Annotated in this window: 20 protein-coding genes; 4 read left to right on the plus strand and 16 right to left on the minus strand. The window is 39.3% G+C overall.

Features of this window, described 5'->3' with window-relative positions:
- Positions 1–27 precede the first annotated feature (27 nt).
- The 3 genes from CYP77_RS00530 to CYP77_RS00540 are packed head-to-tail and all read right to left on the minus strand — an operon-like array spanning position 28 to position 1,163.
- The gene (locus CYP77_RS00530) at positions 28–528 is read right to left on the minus strand and encodes a molybdate transport repressor (RefSeq protein WP_181001936.1); all 501 of its coding nucleotides are present in this window, start codon (positions 526–528) and stop codon (positions 28–30) included.
- Positions 506–940, minus strand: coding sequence for a molybdopterin synthase catalytic subunit (locus CYP77_RS00535; protein WP_103567954.1), 435 nt, complete (start codon positions 938–940; stop codon positions 506–508). Before CYP77_RS00535 ends, CYP77_RS00530 begins: the two co-directional genes overlap by 23 nt.
- A gap of 1 nt (position 941) precedes the next feature.
- The gene (locus CYP77_RS00540) at positions 942–1,163 is read right to left on the minus strand and encodes a MoaD/ThiS family protein (RefSeq protein ID WP_103567953.1); all 222 of its coding nucleotides are present in this window, start codon (positions 1,161–1,163) and stop codon (positions 942–944) included.
- A gap of 84 nt (positions 1,164–1,247) precedes the next feature.
- On the opposite strand from CYP77_RS00540, the gene nspC reads away from it, so the two are divergent.
- From nspC to CYP77_RS00560, 4 genes are all read left to right on the plus strand, one after another.
- Positions 1,248–2,387 (plus strand): carboxynorspermidine decarboxylase, encoded by a 1,140-nt coding sequence (gene nspC, locus CYP77_RS00545; RefSeq protein ID WP_103567952.1) that lies wholly within the window; start codon positions 1,248–1,250, stop codon positions 2,385–2,387.
- A gap of 276 nt (positions 2,388–2,663) precedes the next feature.
- A complete protein-coding gene (locus CYP77_RS00550; protein ID WP_181001937.1) occupies positions 2,664–3,347 on the plus strand; it encodes a hypothetical protein in 684 nt (227 codons plus the stop codon).
- The gene (hemH, locus tag CYP77_RS00555) at positions 3,347–4,300 is read left to right on the plus strand and encodes a ferrochelatase (protein WP_103567391.1); all 954 of its coding nucleotides are present in this window, start codon (positions 3,347–3,349) and stop codon (positions 4,298–4,300) included. The genes CYP77_RS00550 and hemH overlap by 1 nt, the downstream gene beginning before the upstream one ends.
- 47 nt (positions 4,301–4,347) lie before the next feature.
- On the plus strand, positions 4,348–4,809 hold the full coding sequence (locus tag CYP77_RS00560; protein WP_021084467.1) for a hypothetical protein: 462 nt from the start codon (positions 4,348–4,350) through the stop codon (positions 4,807–4,809).
- Positions 4,810–4,897: 88 nt separating this feature from the next.
- On the opposite strand, the gene CYP77_RS00565 is transcribed toward CYP77_RS00560, so the two are convergent.
- The 13 genes from CYP77_RS00565 to sstT form a co-directional block, all read right to left on the minus strand.
- The gene (locus CYP77_RS00565) at positions 4,898–6,730 is read right to left on the minus strand and encodes a peptidoglycan D,D-transpeptidase FtsI family protein (protein ID WP_103567390.1); all 1,833 of its coding nucleotides are present in this window, start codon (positions 6,728–6,730) and stop codon (positions 4,898–4,900) included.
- A gap of 8 nt (positions 6,731–6,738) precedes the next feature.
- Positions 6,739–7,032: a flagellar hook-basal body complex protein FliE gene (fliE, locus tag CYP77_RS00570; protein WP_021089607.1), complete on the minus strand. Its 294-nt coding sequence runs from the start codon at positions 7,030–7,032 to the stop codon at positions 6,739–6,741.
- Entirely contained in the window at positions 7,032–7,532 is a 501-nt protein-coding gene (flgC, locus tag CYP77_RS00575; RefSeq protein ID WP_012139981.1) for a flagellar basal body rod protein FlgC, read from the minus strand. Before flgC ends, fliE begins: the two co-directional genes overlap by 1 nt.
- Before the next feature lie 8 nt (positions 7,533–7,540).
- Positions 7,541–7,975 carry a flagellar basal body rod protein FlgB gene (gene flgB, locus CYP77_RS00580; protein WP_103567389.1) on the minus strand — a complete coding sequence of 145 codons (435 nt, stop codon included), beginning with the start codon at positions 7,973–7,975 and terminating at the stop codon, positions 7,541–7,543.
- Positions 7,976–8,037: 62 nt separating this feature from the next.
- Positions 8,038–8,634 carry a TlpA disulfide reductase family protein gene (locus CYP77_RS00585; protein WP_103567388.1) on the minus strand — a complete coding sequence of 199 codons (597 nt, stop codon included), beginning with the start codon at positions 8,632–8,634 and terminating at the stop codon, positions 8,038–8,040.
- An 8-nt stretch (positions 8,635–8,642) separates the two neighbouring features.
- Positions 8,643–9,095, minus strand: a complete 453-nt coding sequence (gene smpB, locus CYP77_RS00590) for an SsrA-binding protein SmpB (RefSeq protein WP_035142320.1) — start codon at positions 9,093–9,095, stop codon at positions 8,643–8,645.
- 14 nt (positions 9,096–9,109) lie between these two features.
- A complete protein-coding gene (locus CYP77_RS00595; RefSeq protein WP_103567387.1) occupies positions 9,110–9,853 on the minus strand; it encodes a 4-(cytidine 5'-diphospho)-2-C-methyl-D-erythritol kinase in 744 nt (247 codons plus the stop codon).
- Complete coding sequence (gene csrA / locus CYP77_RS00600) at positions 9,850–10,080, minus strand: carbon storage regulator CsrA (protein ID WP_002941828.1); 231 nt, start codon at positions 10,078–10,080, stop codon at positions 9,850–9,852. The genes CYP77_RS00595 and csrA overlap by 4 nt, the downstream gene beginning before the upstream one ends.
- Positions 10,074–10,895, minus strand: a complete 822-nt coding sequence (truB, locus tag CYP77_RS00605) for a tRNA pseudouridine(55) synthase TruB (protein WP_103567386.1) — start codon at positions 10,893–10,895, stop codon at positions 10,074–10,076. Before truB ends, csrA begins: the two co-directional genes overlap by 7 nt.
- Positions 10,892–12,961 carry an ATP-dependent helicase gene (locus CYP77_RS00610; protein WP_103567385.1) on the minus strand — a complete coding sequence of 690 codons (2,070 nt, stop codon included), beginning with the start codon at positions 12,959–12,961 and terminating at the stop codon, positions 10,892–10,894. Before CYP77_RS00610 ends, truB begins: the two co-directional genes overlap by 4 nt.
- Before the next feature lie 51 nt (positions 12,962–13,012).
- Positions 13,013–13,462 (minus strand): hypothetical protein, encoded by a 450-nt coding sequence (locus CYP77_RS09895; RefSeq protein ID WP_103599663.1) that lies wholly within the window; start codon positions 13,460–13,462, stop codon positions 13,013–13,015.
- Positions 13,456–15,186, minus strand: coding sequence for a M3 family oligoendopeptidase (locus CYP77_RS00620; RefSeq protein ID WP_103567383.1), 1,731 nt, complete (start codon positions 15,184–15,186; stop codon positions 13,456–13,458). The genes CYP77_RS09895 and CYP77_RS00620 overlap by 7 nt, the downstream gene beginning before the upstream one ends.
- 87 nt (positions 15,187–15,273) lie before the next feature.
- Entirely contained in the window at positions 15,274–16,641 is a 1,368-nt protein-coding gene (gene sstT / locus CYP77_RS00625) for a serine/threonine transporter SstT (RefSeq protein ID WP_410002960.1), read from the minus strand.
- Positions 16,642–16,778: the final 137 nt, after the last annotated feature.

The raw sequence follows: 16,778 nt of genomic DNA on the forward strand, positions 1-16,778 counted from the left end.
GGGTAAAAATAATTAATTTTTACCTAACTAAGCCCTATCTTTAAATTTAGCGAGCCTATCTCGAAGCTCTTTTGAAAGTGTAAATTGCGAAAGCTCATATCTATCAAAAATAACTATCATATCATCGCCAAGCGCTTGCACTAGTCCAAAACACGCATCTCTATCGAGGCGATTTTTTCTAAATTTAACACTTAGCGCATCGACCTTTTTCTTATCGCCAAAGCTTTTAATGGCGATCTCGTCGATATCTTTGAAGAAAAATTTAATATTTTTTGAGCCTTTTGTGATGACAAATCCATCATCATCTATCTCAAAAAAGTTGTTTTGCAAAATTTTTCTCACGCAAAAAAAGGTTGAAACGGCGCCAACGATGATGCCAAAAAGAGAGGGCGTGCCAAGATCAAGATAAAAGTAGCTAGCGACACTAAAGACAAAGAGCCCAAGCCCAAAGGCAAGCGCCCAAAAAACATCTTTTTTACTCTCTTTGGTTATCATCTTTGCCCTCTTATGCCAAAAGTCCAGCGCCATTTATCGCTTGGCTGCGCTCTTTGGCGTAAATTCTCTCGCCATTTATCACGTCGTATTTCCAGATCGGCGCATTTGCCTTAAAGTCCTCGACAAACTCGTTTATAAGCCTTAGCGCGACCTTTCTTTGAGGGCTAACAACGCCTGCTACATAAGAGCTCGTATGCACCGCCACATCGCCTTTTGAGTGAGCAAAGAGCACGTAGGCATTTTCCTTTTTGGCTCTCTCCTGCCAAGCGTCTAGCCATTTTTTAAGGATCGGCTCATAGATATCAAAGCTAAGCGCCGAAATCCCGCCCTCTTCGCGCACTATGCCCACAAAAGTGATGAGCGCGCCGCAGTTTTTATCCTTAAACCTATCATACCACTCGTTTGTGATGCTTTGAACGTCCAAGCTTCCATTATAAATTTGCATTTTAGCCTCCACAAACTGGTGGCAAGATAGAAATTTTATCGCCTGATTTAAGAGCGAAATTTATATCGCTCACGATCTCGTCATTTACAGCCACAGCGCAGATATTTAGCCACTTTTTAAGCTCTTCTTTCTCGCTTAAAGCCGCTTTTACCTCGCCTAAATTTTTTGCTTCTATTTTTATACTCTCAAGCCCGATAGGCCCAAGAAATTCGATCTCTACCACATTTTATCCTTTGAAATTTTTGCTGATTTTACTTAAAAATAAATTTAGATATACTTATTTGAAAATTTACAAAAGAGAAAGCAAATGGACGAAATTTTAAAAAGCATAAAAACCCCAGCCTACGTCTGCGAAGAGGCAAAAGTACGTAAAAATTTAGAGCTTTTAAAGTATGTCAAAGAGCAAAGCGGAGCTAAAATTTTAGTAGCTCTTAAGGGCTTTGCTTTTAGCGGCGTGATGGATATGGTGGGCTCATATCTTGACGGAGCGACTTGCAGTGGGCTTCACGAGGCCAAATTTGCGAGCGAGTACGTAAAAGGCGAGATCCACACGTATAGTCCAGCCTTTAAAGATGAGGACTTTGATGAAATTTTAAAAATTTCAAAGCACATCACATTTAACTCTTTTGCACAGTGGCAAAAATTTAAAGGCATTGCTCTGCAAAATGGCATCGTCTGCGGCCTGCGAGTAAATCCAGAGGTCTCACTAGCCCCAACTGATAGCTACAACCCATGCGGTAAATTTAGCAGACTTGGCATTACAAGGGCAAATTTTGAGCCAGAGCTTCTTGATGGTATCACTGGGCTTCATTTTCATGCGCTTTGCGAGGAGAGTGCAAGTAGTTTGCAGGTCGTGCTGGAGGCATTTGAGGAGAAATTTGGCGAGTTTATACCAAAGATGAAGTGGATAAATATGGGCGGCGGCCACCACATCACGAGGGCTGATTACGACGTGGAGCTGCTTATAAAGATCATCAGACGCTTTCGCGAGAAGTACGGCGTAGAGGTCTATCTGGAGCCTGGCGAGGCCGTGGGCTGGCAAACTGGCTTTTTGATAAGTAGCGTGCTTGACATCGTACATAACGAGAAAGATATCGCCATCCTTGACACTTCAGCCGAGGCGCACATGCCAGATACCGTGCTCATGCCTTACCGACCAGCCGTTAGAGGCGAGAGTGAAAATGGCAAATTCGTTTATAGATTTGGCGGCAATACCTGCCTAGCTGGCGATATCGTGGGGCTTGAGGCGGGCGATGCGGAGTTTAAATTTGATAGTGAGCTAAAAATCGGCGACCGCATAATATTTGAAGATCAAATCCACTACACCATCGTGAAAAATACGACATTTAACGGCATAAAACTGCCTGATCTGCTGCTTTTAAAAGAAAATGGCGAGGTTAAAATGATCCGTGAGCTAGACTACGAAGAGTATAGGCGTAGAAACTAGAATTTTGCTTTTTGAAGGTAAATTTGGCTTTTTAAATTTAAGATAGGTCAAATTTATCTGCCTTGCAAATTTTGCCAAAATGCCTTTAAACTGCCGTCCAAATTTAAGCTCTAAAACTTTTTGGATTTGAATTTATATGAAAAGGTGGGTTAAATTTAATTTCTACAAATTTATCTTTGTGGCATTTTTGACAAAGACAATGTTGATGAGTTTTGCAGAGCTGATTTTTATACTGATTTTAAAGAATTTATAGAGGTTGCCCAGCCTCAAGCAGTCGTGCTTTGCTCGCCAAGAGAGGAGCTGGTTGAGGCATTTTGCCAGTGCGCAAAATATTGCCAAAATATCCTCATTTCACGTCCAGTTTTTAAAAGTATCGCCGATCTTAAAGAGATAAAATATGCCGCCAAAACAAACAAAACTAGGGTTTGCACAGGAATTTCAGAGCGTTTTAATCCAACTATCTTGTCACTTAAAAAAGCGCTTTTAAAAGAGGAGGAAATTTATAGCATTTCTATCGCTCATTTTAAGCCACTTTGCGACGGAAATATCATAAATGAGCTCTCAGTTTCTGACATTGACCTAGCAAAAAATATCATAAATTCAGAAGTCAGCGACTTTTACTACACTCAAACAAACAAGACAAATGCCAAGAGTGCCGATAACGCGGCGATAAGCTTTAAAAGTAAAAATCAAATTCTAGTGCATATCACTGACTCATTTTGTGGCTCACTAGAGCGCTTTAAGATAGAGGTAAATGCGAAAAATGGCGTCTATTTTGGCGATCTCATCGATCACAAGCTTCATCAAGTGAGCGAAAATGGACAGATGAATTTAAAGATAGATACAAATAATAGCGAACTAAAAGCGCAATACGAGGCCTTTTACGATCTTTGCCAAAGTGGCGAAAGCAGCGAGCTTTCAAACATTGATGATGCGATAAAGATAAGAGAACTATTTTGATGAAAAAAGCTCTTTTGCTTTTAAATATGGGCGGTGCAAACAGCCTTGATGATGTCGAAATTTTTTTAACAAATATGTTTAATGACCCGTATATTTTGGGTATAAAAAATAAATTTTTAAGAAAATTTATAGCTTTCATGATCACAAAAGGTAGGCTAAAAACTGCAAAACACAACTACGAGCAAATAGGCGGAAAGTCGCCACTTTGCGAGCTTACTGCTAAGCTTTGTGAGAAAATTTCAAGCTTGCAAAATGAATTTGAAGCGGTTGATTTTGCTATGAACTACACTTCGCCATTCGTAAAAGATGTGCTTAAAAAGTATGAAAAATTTGATGAGATAGTGCTTTTGCCACTCTATCCTCATCACTCGCAAACTACGATAACTTCGAGCTTAGCTGATTTTAAAAAGGCAAAAGAGGAGCTTAAATTTAAAGCTAAAATTTCACTTTGCGAGCCATTTTATGATGATGACGCTTACAATAAGATCATTATCTCTCATATTCAGGGAGCGGTAAAAGATACCGATATAAGCGATATTAGCCTCATTTTTTCAGCGCACTCTTTGCCTCGCAAGATCATAGAAAATGGCGATATCTACGAAAAACACATAAACGAACATGTGCAAATTTTAGGCAAAATGCTAAAAGAGCAGGGGCTAAATTTTAAAGATGTGAGCCTTGCTTATCAGTCACGCCTTGGTCCAGTTAAATGGCTAGAGCCATCACTAAACGAGGCTTTGGCAAAGTGCGAAAATAAAAAAGCGCTTATCTATCCACTATCTTTTTGTATAGACAACTCTGAGACCATTTTTGAGCTAGTTATCGAGTATGCTAAGCTTGCTAAAGAGCTAAATTTCAACTTTTACAAAGTCGTTCAGTGTCCAAATTTTAGTGATGAATTTGCTAGCTTTATCCTAGAAAAGTCAAAAAACGCTAGAGAATTTAGCCTTTAGGAATAAATCTTGCTTATAAAAAGTATCTCAAATTTAAAAGGAGATGTATGAAGGTTCAAAATAACGATATTATCGATTATTTGTTGCAGTCAGGCTCTAGCAAAGCTAAAGATAAAAAAAATAGTTTTGATGAAATTTTAAGTCTAACGCTTGATAAGATCACAAGCGAGGCAAAGGTTTCAGATAAGCTTGAGCAGTTTAAGAAAAGGCTTACAGAAATTGGCGCTGCTGGCTTTATAAATGAGCTAAATTCAAACAAGATAGAAGAGAAAATAGCTCAGAAAAAAGAGGAGCTAACTGAGCTTTTAAGCATAAATGATCCGACCAAAACGCAGGATCAAAAAAATGAGCTACTTAAAATAATGGATAAAATTTTAAGTGACTACCGCAAAGAGCTAAACATGGCACTTACTAGCCAAACACTGCTTGAGAAGCAAAATAGCCTTGGTAAAAATACAAATAATTCTGTAAATTTAAGCTCTGTCTTAAATGAACTTGGACTTGCATAAATTCTGGATTTAGGCTGCTTGCCTAGATCCAAATTTCTACTTTAAACTCTAAATTTGAAATTTAATATTTTTATCTTAGAAGTTAAATTTAATCTAATGCTGGTTTCTGCTTTGCTTTGTCGTTTTTGAGCTTGTCTTTTTTAGCTTCAAACTCGGCTATGACATTAGGATCTGGGAATAAATAGCCATCTTCAACCATTAGATCAACGGCCTTTTTAAATGTCGGCAACGCACTTTGCGCACCAAAGTAGTAGTAAGGCTTTTTAGGATCTCTTGCTAAAACGCCTATGGTGTAGCTGTTGCCTCTTGTGTCGTTTACGAAGCCAAAAAAGGAGCCATTGTAGGTGTTGCTATATCCGCCTTTGCCAGAAGCGATGTGCGCGGTGCCAGTTTTACCGCCTATCTCAAGACCTGGTGTAAATGCCTTTAAGCCAGTACCTTTTTCAACTGTTTTTATCAAAATTCTCTTCATTATCTTTGCGGTCTCTTGCGAGATGACCTGTGCTGGCTCTGCTTTTGGCAGATCGTAGCGCTTGCCGTTTCGCTCAAGATATGCCACCATGTGCGGCGTCACCTCGATGCCTTTGTTATTAAAGGTGTTATAGGCTTTTAAAAGCTGCATAAATGTCGCTTGCAGACCGTATCCGTAGCTAACTGTTGCCTTATAGGTTGATGAGTTTAGTTTAGTAACCGTTGGCATCATGCCTACTTGCTCGTATGGCAGGTCGATGCCAGTTTTTCTTGAAAAGCCAAAATTTAAAAGCCCTTGATAAATTTGCGGACCATTTAGGCGTTCTACTAGCTGGATCATACCGATGTTTGAGCTGTGTACGATGATGTCTTCAGCACTCATAAAAGGCTCTGGGTGGGTATCTTTGATGATCCTTTTGCCTAGCTGATAGCGACCGTTATAGGTATTTACTAGCTCAAAAGGATTTACCTTTTTTTCTTGAAGTAGTATCGAGAAGATAAATGGCTTAAAAACTGATCCAACCTCGTATGCATACTCGCTTGCGGTCGAATTTAGTGCGCTATAATCTTGTTTTCTGATATTTGAAGGATCGTATCTTGAGCTAGAAGCTAGGGCTAGAATTTCGCCATTTTTGCTATTCATTATGCAGATGATTAGCTCTTTTGCGTCTAGAAATTCACGTTTTTCATCTAAAATTTGCTCTAGCTTGGTTTGAAATTTAAGCGGTACAGAAAGCACCGCGTTGTAGCCATCAACCCTTGTTGCTAAATTTGAATCACTGGTTAAGATTATATTGTTGCCAATATCGCGTGGGCCAAGGATTTTGGCGTTTTGTATCGGAGCTAGGTAGTCCTCGTAGTATCTCTCAAGCCCTTTTACGCCTTTACTTTTGGTAAGTGCGTCGCTCTCTGTTTTGCTTACATAGCCGATAGCTGGCGTTAAGGCGTCTTTTGACATAAATTTACGGTTTTGACCGCTCTCCATCACGCGCATACCTTGAAATGATGCAAGCCCAGTCTTTGGATCAAGATACGAGATCAAAATGCCCTTACGGTTTAGCTTTCTGGAAAGCTCTTGAAGATAGGTGGCGCCCTTTGCATCGATGCTGTAAGAGAGCGTGACAAGGCCTTTTGTGCCGTTTATGATCTTTCTTACTTTATTTGGATCGTCGCCGCTGTAAAGTGAGTAGAGCTTGATGAACATCTCTTTTTTGTTTGGATCGATGTTTCTGGTATCAAGCATCACTTTGTAGAGTTTTTGGCTTGATGAGATGCTAAAGCCGTCTTTCGTGACGATATTGCCTCGGATTGCGGTATTTACGTCGCTTGTTTGAAGCTTAGGAAGCTTTCGCTCGATGCTTGCTCTGTAAAATATAACAAGCACAAAGATTGAAATTCCAAAAGTAATTAATAAAAAAAGTATGGTTATTTTTGATTTTCTGGAATTCATTCAATGGCTTAAATTTGCGTTCTTGAAATTTCTTTGTATGCGCTTAGCGCTTTGTTGCGAATTTCTAGCATAAGCTTCATACTAGTCTCTGCTTTGCCTATGGCGATAGCTGCTTGATGCAAGTCTTTTACCTCGCCAGTTGCAAGATCAGCTATGGCTTTATCGGCGTTTATTTGAACCTTGTTTAGCTCTTTTAAAGAGTCGTTTAGTGCGTTTTCAAAGCCGCCTTCTTCGCCTGCTTTTGCTATTTTGCTTGAATTTTCGTTTTTGTTTAACTTATCTAAATTTATGCTATTTATCATTATGCTTGTCCTGAAATGAGTGATATCGCACTTTGTGCTATTGTTTTTGCGTTTTGAAATGACGCTACATTTGCTTGATAGGCTCTTGTCGCCTCAAGCAAGTCAGCCATCTCGATGACTGGGTTTATATTTGGAAATGCGACGTAGCCATTTGCATTTGCATCTGGGTGGCTAGGGTCGTATTTTAGTTGAAAATCCTTGTCATCGCGCACCACTTTATCTACGATCACGCTAGTTAGGGCAGGGTGAGCGTTTTTGGGTGAGCTTGGGTCATCGAGTGGATTTTCATAATCAAGCAGACTTTGTGAGTTTTTAAGTTGATCGTTTAAAATTTTATCAAAGTTCATCTCTTTAAAGATGACCTCTTGTCTTCTGTAAGGACCGCCCTCAGCCGTTCTTGTGGTTTGAGCGTTTGCTATGTTTGAGCTGATGACGTTCATCCTGAAGCGTTGCGCGCTTAGTCCGTATCCGCTAATATCAAAATCATTTAAGTATGACATCATCTCTCCTAGTTCTTAGCACTTGCGTCTATTACGCTTTTAAAGATATTGCCCTGAGCCTTGTATGCGCCATCAAGGGCGTTTATCATAACTGTGTTTTTGCCCATTTCTGTTGTCTCAACATCAAGATCAACCGTATTTGCGTCATTTCTAGCCATGTGACCATCACGCAAGAAAATTTGAGCTGTGTCGCTTTTTGGAAAATCAACCGCAGCCATGTGCGCTTCGTTTGTTTTAGCTAAATTTAGTTTTTTGCTCTCTAAAACGTTATAAATTTCATTTGCTTTTTCTCTTAAAACATCTTCAAATCTTACGTCTCTAGCCTTGTAAAATGGCGTATCAACATTTGCAAGGTTGCCAGAGATGAGCTTTTGGCGTAGTTCTCTGCCTGCAAGGGCTGATTCGACTAATGGGCTAGATTTTGATCTATCTAAAACAAACATTTAAAATCCTTATAAATTTTCACATTTTTATAAGCAAATGATGTTCCAAATATAAGGCAAATTTATTTTGTTTCATAAATTTTTGCCAAATCTTCTTTCATTTTTGTGACTTTTATGCCGCCAAGATAGTATTTTACCCCGTATTGTCCGCTATCTACGTCTGTTAAAATTTGATATTCGCCATTTTTTATCACCACCTTAAAAGGTAGTGCGATCTCATGTTTGTATTCAATATCTCTTACGATCTGCTCGGCAAGTCTGTCATTTATCTTTTGATCGTTTGTTATGAAGTAGTAGGCATTAAATTTTTGCATAAATTCATGCAAAACATACTCATTTGTGACATTTTCAAAGTGAGTTAATCCGATTAGTGTAAATTTATCTTTGTTTTCAAGCTGATATTTTGTAAGCTCAGCTGCCTCTTTTTGGCAAGGCGGGCAAAATGTGCCAAAAATGTCGATCATTAAAACCTTATTTTCATCATTTTTGATAGCAAAGCCGCGATCTTTTCTAACCAAAGTAAGCTCCTTGCCGCTCACATCTACAAGTTTAACCTCTTCATTTGGGCTAAATTCTTTAAAATTTGCACTGCTGCTCTCATCATCGCCGCAACCAAAAAAAGCAAATAAAGCGATTATTAAAACGAGTAAATTTTTCATCTTATCCCTTAAACATATCTTTTTATGGCAGCTCTTGCCTCTTTGTCTGCCTCGCGTCTTTTTAAAGTCTCGCGCTTGTCGTGTAAATTTTTACCTTTTGCAAGGGCTAGCCTTGCTTTTACGATATTTTTGTCGCTTAGATAAAGTGCTAAAACAACCAAAGTAAGCCCATCTTGTGAGACTTGACCGAAAATTTTATCTATCTGCTTTCTGTGCATCAAAAGTTTTCTGGCTGCTCGTTCATTTGGACGAAATGCGCTGTGTGTAGTCTCAAGATAGCTGATATGGGCGTTTAGTAAGAAAAGCTCACCCTTTATGACGCGCACAAAGCTATCTTTTAAATTTGCTCTGCCAGCCCTTAGAGCCTTGACCTCGCTGCCTTTTAGCACGATGCCAGCTTCAAAGGTCTCAAGTATGCTAAAGTCGTGCAAAGCTTTCTTGTTTTTTGCTAGATCTTTTATCAAAATTTTACCTTTTATTTTACGCTAAATACGCTACTGCCGCTGCCGCTTAGAAATTTATCCCTAAACTCATTCATCTGTGGATAGAGCTTAAAGCATGGGGCAAAAAGATCGTTTAGCTCCTCGTTTTTATAAATTTCAAGTAGCTCTTTGCTCTTTAAATTTTGCATCTTTTTTGCAGCATTAACGTCTATGTATTGTAAGAAATTGCTTCTAAATTCTTGATAAACCATCGGTGTGGAGCAAAAAACATTTGGCGTGAAGATATTTAAATTTGGTACTTCATCGTCAAATTCTTCTATGATCTCGCCTATGCCGCTTACATTTGCTGCCTTGTAGCCACTTACAAAAAAGGCCACATCTGCGCCGATTTTAGAGGCTATCTGCATCAAATTTTCGCGTTTTATGTTTAAATTTAGCTCGTCATTTACCATAAGTAAAAATGTGGCGGCATTTGAACTGCCTCCTCCTAGACCAGCACCTATTGGGATTTGTTTGTTGATGATGATTTTTTGAGAGCTAAAAAACTCATCTAGCTCGTTTGAAAAGCCAGCTCTTTTTAGCTCGTTTATCGCTTTTTGTATGATGTTATCTTTTATCTCTTTGTTGCCGCATTCGATAGCAAAAGAATTTGACTTTTTAAAATAAATTTCATCAAAAAGCTGCTCACAAAGAACAAAACGTGACAAAATTTCGTGGTAGTTGCCTCTGGTGCCAACTACCTTCAAAAATACGTTGATCTTTGCAAAGCTTTTCATTTCTCGATTTTTTTCGCAAGCTCGTGGATATCGGCTTCGCTTGCTTTTTTGGTGGCGTGGATATTTTCGTTTTTGATATCGTTTGCCAGTTCGCTTCTTAGTATCATTGTGTTGCGCGGGGCCTCGATACCAAGCTTAACGGTGCTTTTTGAGATACTTACTACGACGACTTTTATGTCGTTACCTAGTAAAATTTCTTCGTTTTCTTTTCTTGCTAAGATTAACATTTTTCTACCTTGTTTAAAGTGTAATTTATAGTATCATCCATGATTTGGATTACGCTCATAAATTTATCATAATTTAGCAAATAAATTCCTTGTGTTTGTGTTTCAAAATCGTTAATTTTTAATTTCTTGCCGTCAAGTATGTTCTCAATATCCCCAAAATACGTGTTTTGCTCAATATTTAAAAAATTGCAAATATTTAAAAATTTTTCATTTTCATAGCGAAATTTACCCTCGCTTACCCTCTTTAATGAGCTTAAAGTTACATTATAACCAACTTTTTGCCCAAAAATTTCTGCATAAGAGCGGATGTAACTCCCCTCACTTACGCTTAAACGAAGTGTCAAAAAAGGGTGTGAATAATTCAAAATTTCACTCTCATAAATTTCCATTGTCTCTGGCTTTAGCTCAAATTCTTCGCCGCTTCTTGCTAGCTTGTAAGCTCTTGTGCCATTTACGTGTTTGGCGCTAAATTTTGGCGGGATATAGCTTATCTTGCCAGTTAGCTCGCCTCTTATGGCTTCAAGTTTTTCTAAACTTAGCTCTTTTACATTTAAAATTTCAGTGATATTTTCATTATCCATGCTTGGACTGCTCGCCCCAAGCCAGATCGTCGCCTCATAGACCTTTGGGCTTTTGTCTAAAAATCTAAAAAATTTCGTATACGAGCCAAAAGCGACTATCAGACAGCCACTCGCAAATGGATCGAGCGTGCCTGAAAATCCAGCCTTTTTAACGCCATATTTTCTCTTTAGTCGTCCTAAAAAGTGGTTTGAGCTCATGCCAGCAGGCTTGTTTGCCACGAAAATGGCGTTCATACGGCCTTTTCCACGAAGCTTGACATGATCTCTCTTACATTGCCACCAAAATTTATAGTCAGTTTAAACTCTTTTTTGATCTTGCTAACCGCACTCACCCTGCCGATACCAAAAATTTTATGTTTAACAAGGTCGCCTTTTTTAAATTCATTGCTCTGTTCGATAACTAGCGAACCATGCGTGATACCACTCTCGCTTAAAAATCTACTCTTATTTAGCCTCGTGCGCTGACCTTTGTAAAAGCGCGAATTTGCAAAGCTTAGGCTAAGTGTCCTTTTAGCTCTTGTTATCGCCACGTAAGCAAGCCTGCGCTCCTCCTCAATGTCGCTACCATCGCCAATTAACGGGAAAAATCCCTCTTCAAGACCGATCACAAAAAGGTGCTCGAACTCAAGTCCCTTGCTCGCATGCACGCTCATGATACTAATAGCCTCGTCGCTAATGCCGTCTTGCTCGCTTGTTAGTGTGATCTCGTTTAAAAACTCTTCCAGATCAAAGCTTGGATTTTGCTTGATCTGATCTTTTAAAACAGCGTAAAACTCATCGATGTTCGCTGCTCTTTCAGCTCCATCTGGTAAGCTCTCGTAGTATTTTTTGACGCCAAATTTAGCTTCAAATTTATCTATGAGGTCAAAAACCGAGCCGCTTTCTTGAAGCTCTTTTAGGTTGTTTGCAAACTCAAGAAGGGCTGATTTTACCTTTTTGCTAAAGGCTTCATCGTTATCAGAGATGTTTGAGATCGCCTCGAAAATAGAAATTTTCCCCTCAAATGCTATTTTCTCTAGCTTATCAAGGCTTACTTTGCCTAGTCCTCGCTTTGGGCGGTTGATGATGCGTCTTATTGAAAAGTCATCGTTTGGATTGTTTATCAGCCTTAAGTAGCTTATGATATCTTTGATCTCGGCTCTTTCATAAAATTTAACGCCGCCAACCATTTTATAGGCGATCTGCTCTTTGTTTAGCCCATCTTCAAGTGAGCGAGAAAGCGCGTTTATGCGGTATAAGATCGCGATATCTTTGGCCTGCACGCCTTTACTTAAAAGCTCTTTTATGTTTTTTGCGATCTTGCCAGCCTCTAAATTTTCATCAAAGCTTTCTATCAAATTTACAGCTTCGCCTTCGCCTTTTGTTCCTACAAGCTTCTTGCCAAGGCGGTTGCGGTTGTGATCTATTAGCTCGTTTGCAGCCTTTAGTATCGCCTCGCTCGAGCGGTAGTTTTTCTCAAGTCTGATGATCTTTACGTTGCTAAACTGATCTTTGAAATTTAAGATATTATCTATCTTTGCACCGCGCCAGCCATAAATACTCTGGTCATCATCGCCCACCACGCAGATGTTTTCGTGGCATAGGCAGAGCTTTTTTAGCAGTTTATACTGAAGGTCGTTCGTGTCTTGATACTCATCGACCATTATGTGTTTATAGCGGTTTGAAATTTCTCTCGCAAGCTCTTCGTTTTCGTCTAAAATTTTATATGTAAGTCCCAGCAGGTCGTCAAAATCAACAAGGTTGTTCGCCTTTAGATAGTCCTCATATTTTTCATAAATTTGCGCTGCTTGCTTGTAAAAGTTGTCTTTGCTCTTGTCAAAAGAGGAGAAATTTGCATTTTTATAGACCTCTTCAACGCTTAAAAGTGAGTTTTTATAGTTTGAAATTTCACTTGAGAGTATCGCCGTGGCGACTGGACTTTCAAAGCTTTTGATGATGCGCTTTTTATCGTCTGTGTCGATGATGACGAAGTTGTTTTTTCTGCCAAGTTTTTCTATGTAGAGCTTTAAAAACAAAAGTCCAAATTTATGAAATGTGCAAAGTAGCGGCGAGTAGTTTTTGCCGCTTTGGCTTAGCATCGCCATGGCTCTACTGCGCATCTCGTTGGCGGCTTTGTTTGTGAAAGTAAGAGTTAGAGTGTTTGCCGCGTCTATGCCGACCTCGCCGATGAGATAGGCAAGCCTAGTCGTGATCGTCTTTGTCTTGCCGCTGCCAGCTCCTGCAAGTATGAGCATCGCACCGTCTATGTGAGTGGCTGCTTCGCGCTGGGCTTCGTTTAAATTTGATAGTAAATTTTCCATTTTTCGCTTTTTAAATTTTCTTTTGATTTTAGCCAAAAATGCTTAAAATTACTATTTTTTCTTAAATATATCTTTATTTTTTGGGTTTTGCAAAAAGACTGAGGATGATTTTTTAGCGTGAGCGACTTGCTTCTCTTTTGGCTTGTAGATAGAGAAATTTACAAGGATCGGACTATTTTCAACCAAAATTTGAACCACCGCTCCAAGTGGAAAAGAGACCACTGAGGCGAAATTTTCACTACCAAAGCCAGCCTCAAAGCTAAGCTCATCTTGCGTTAGCATAGTACTCTCAAGCGTGTAGCCACCAAGTGAGAACATGATGACTGGCATGCTAAAGCCACTGCTTATCTCATCTGGCAAGCTAGGCTCAAAGCTAACTAGCGGCAAATTTGCCATAACCGAGAAATTTACCCCCTTTTCAAGCAAAAAATCAATGCACTCATAGACGTGCATCTTCATCAAAAGTGCAAATTTCTCATCGTCTAAAATTTCGTCTAACATTTTATTCCTTTTGAAATTTCTAAAAACTCATCTACTAGCTTTTTAACCTCGTTTATGCCGATCTGCCAGAAATTTTTATCATCTATGTCAAAGCCAAATTTACCCACAAGCTCCCTTGGGCTAAGGCTCCCACCAAGGCTCAAAAACTCGGTGTAAATTTCAACAAAATTTTCGCATTTACCGCTTTTGTAAAGCCCAAAAAGTGCAAGCACAAGAAGCTGTGCGTAAGAGTAAGCGTAGCAGTAAAATGGCGTGTGGATGAAGTGCGGGATGTAGCTCCACCAAATTTTGTAGTAGTCATTTAGTGTGACGCTTTTGCCAAACATCTTTTTGCTCTCTTTTAGCCAAATTTTATTTAGCTCATCTAGGCTGATCTCGCCCTCATGTGCGTGAACGGCGCGCTCAAAGGTGGTGAAATTTATCTGGCGATAAAGCGTGGCAAATATATCCTCGATCTTGCCAGCAAGCAGTGAAATTTTCTCTTTTTTGCTAAGGCCGTCTTTGATGTGGTCAAAAACTAGCATCTCGCAAAAGACTGAAGCTGTCTCAGCCGTGGTTAGCGGTGTGTCTGAGTTTAGGTAGCTTACGCTATATGAGAGCTTTTGATGCACGGCGTGGCCAAGCTCGTGGGCAAGCGTAAAAAGGTCTCTACGCTGATTTGTGTGATTTAGCAAGACATAAGGGTGCGTGTCGCTTGACCCTGAGTGAGAAAATGCTCCGCCCCGCTTGTTTGGTGCTGGATAAACGTCGATCCAGCCGTCACTAAAGGCACTTTTGGCTATATCGCCAAATTTAGGTGAAAATGTCCCAAACGCCTTTAAAACTATCTTTTTGCAATCATCAAATTTATACTCGCTCTCGCTGCTAAGAGGCGCGTATCTATCGTAGTCATAAAGCTTTTTAAGGCCTAAAATTTCTTTTTTTCGCTCGTAAAATTTAGAAACTAAGTCAAAATTTTTCTCAGTTACAGCAATCAGTGAATCAACGCTTTTTTTACTAATCTGATTTTCAAGGTGTCTTGGCTCTTCAGGAAGCTTGAAATTTCGCAACTCGCAGCTAGTTTTTAGATCAGTTTTTATCATATTATATATATAGCCAAGTAGGTGCTGGTGCTTGCTAAGCTCGCTAGAGAGGCTTTTGGCGGCTAGTTTTCGCACGCTTTGGTCGCTCTCATGAAGCTTGGCTAAAATTTCCTCTTCATTTAAAAGCTCGCCTTTAAATTTAAACCTCATCTTACTCATGCTCTCATCAAAAAGCCTTGAAAAGCCCTCTGCTCCGGTGCTTGCTGTGCGTAGTAAGACCTTTTCTTCAGCAACGCTTAGCTGGTGCGGTTTTGCTTTGGCGAGATTGCTTAGATAGTAGCCATATTTTTTAGAGCTTTTGATGATCTCTTCTTGTTTTTTAGGGGCAAATTCATTAAATTTGATCTCAAAAAATATCAAATTTTCATTTGCTTTTGTGGCTATCTCATCGATCTTTGCATAGAATGCACCCTTGCTTGTATCTTTGGCAAAATTTAAAAAAGCATAGGTCATTACTTTTGAAATTTTAGCTATCAAGCTTTCATATTCGCCAAATGCCTTTAAAAACTGGTCTGTTTTTAAATTTTCATAATTTTCAAGGTATTTATCTTTAAATTTCTCGCACTCTTTTTGTAAATTTAGTGCGTTTTGTTCGCACTCTTTTTCATTTGCAAAAAGTGCTTTTAGATCCCAAATTTGCATATTTATCCTTTAAATTTTTGGGACATTTTACAAAAAAATGGATAAAAGTAAAATTTCAGCCAAAATTTAGCTGAAATTTTATGAAGGTTAGTTTGACGTCTCTGAGGCCACGGCTGTAAAAAGCACGTCTGATGAGCTATTTAGCGCAGTTTCAACTGAGTCTTGGATGACGCCTATCGTAAAGCCAACTGTGACAAACTGCATAGCGATGTCATTGCCGATGCCAAAAAGTCCGCACGCTAATGGCACTAGAAGTAGTGATCCGCCAGCCACGCCTGAAGCGCCGCATGCGCCAAGGGCTGAGATGAAGCATAGAAGTAGCGCATCGCCAAATGTAACCGTGATAGATGGGATAGAATTTACCGCAGTAAGTGCTAGGATACTAATGGTAACTGCTGCACCACCCATGTTTATGGTGGCTCCAAGCGGGATAGAGATCGAGTAGAGCTCCTCTTTTAGGTTTAGTTTTTTGCAAAGTGCCATATTTACAGGAATGTTTGCAGCCGAGCTTCTTGTAAAAAATGCTGAGATAGCGCTCTCCTTTAAGCAGATCATCACAAGTGGATAAGGATTTTTCCTAGTTAGTGCAAAAACCATCGCTGGATAGACGATAAATGCCACTACAAGCATCGCTCCAACAAGAACTAAGATCAGTTTGAGATATCCTGCAAGTGCCTCAAATCCAGTGTCATGAATGCTAATAGCAACCATGCCAAAGATGCCAAATGGAGCAAGTCTAATGATAAATTTAACGATATGAGTTACGCCGTCGCTTATATCTTTAAATACCTTTTTGGTCTCAGGTGTGGCATATCTCATAGCGATGCCACCACCTATCGCCCATGTGATGATGCCTATGTAGTTGCCATTTGCTAGGGCGGTTATTGGGTTTTCAACCATTTTATAAATAAGATCTTTTAATACATTTGTGATGCCTTGAGGTGCTGACATATCAGCACTTTGCAGACCTTTTAGTGGTATCTCGATAGGAAATAAAAAGCTTGCAATGACTGCCACAACAGCTGCTAAAAAGGTGCCAACAAGGTAGAGTGTGATGATTTTTTGCATGCCTTTTGTATGACCAAAATCTTTTAAAATGATAGAGGTTGCAACTAAAACAAATACAAGAATAGGTGCGATCGCTTTTAGAGCGCCTTTAAACAAATCTCCTAAAACTGAGGCTGAAGCAGCGATAGAATCAGCCGAACTAGCCTTTTCTTTGGCTTCATCAAGCTGTTTTGCTTCATCTTGGCTAAGACGAGTTTTTATAACTTCATCTACGCTTAAGCCACTCTCTTTTTGGATGGTTTGAATTTTAGCTGAGATTTGGTTGTAAGGGGCTGCCTGATAGTGTGTGTAAAAGCCAACTAGGGCACCTAGGACGATACCAACTAAAATTTGAACGATCAAATTTCCGTCGGCGTATCTTCTTGCAATGTTTTTAAACATGTTCATTTGACACCTTAATAAATTAGTTTTTTGTTGATTCTAGCTAAATGATTTTTAAATATAAAGAAATTTAAAAAGATTAATTGGCTTTTTATATAGATTTGTTACAATTGCACGAAAATTTAACCAAGGAAAAGGACGAA

Origin of the sequence: Campylobacter concisus, assembly GCF_002913865.1 — a bacterium.
Lineage (GTDB): Bacteria > Campylobacterota > Campylobacteria > Campylobacterales > Campylobacteraceae > Campylobacter_A > Campylobacter_A concisus_AM.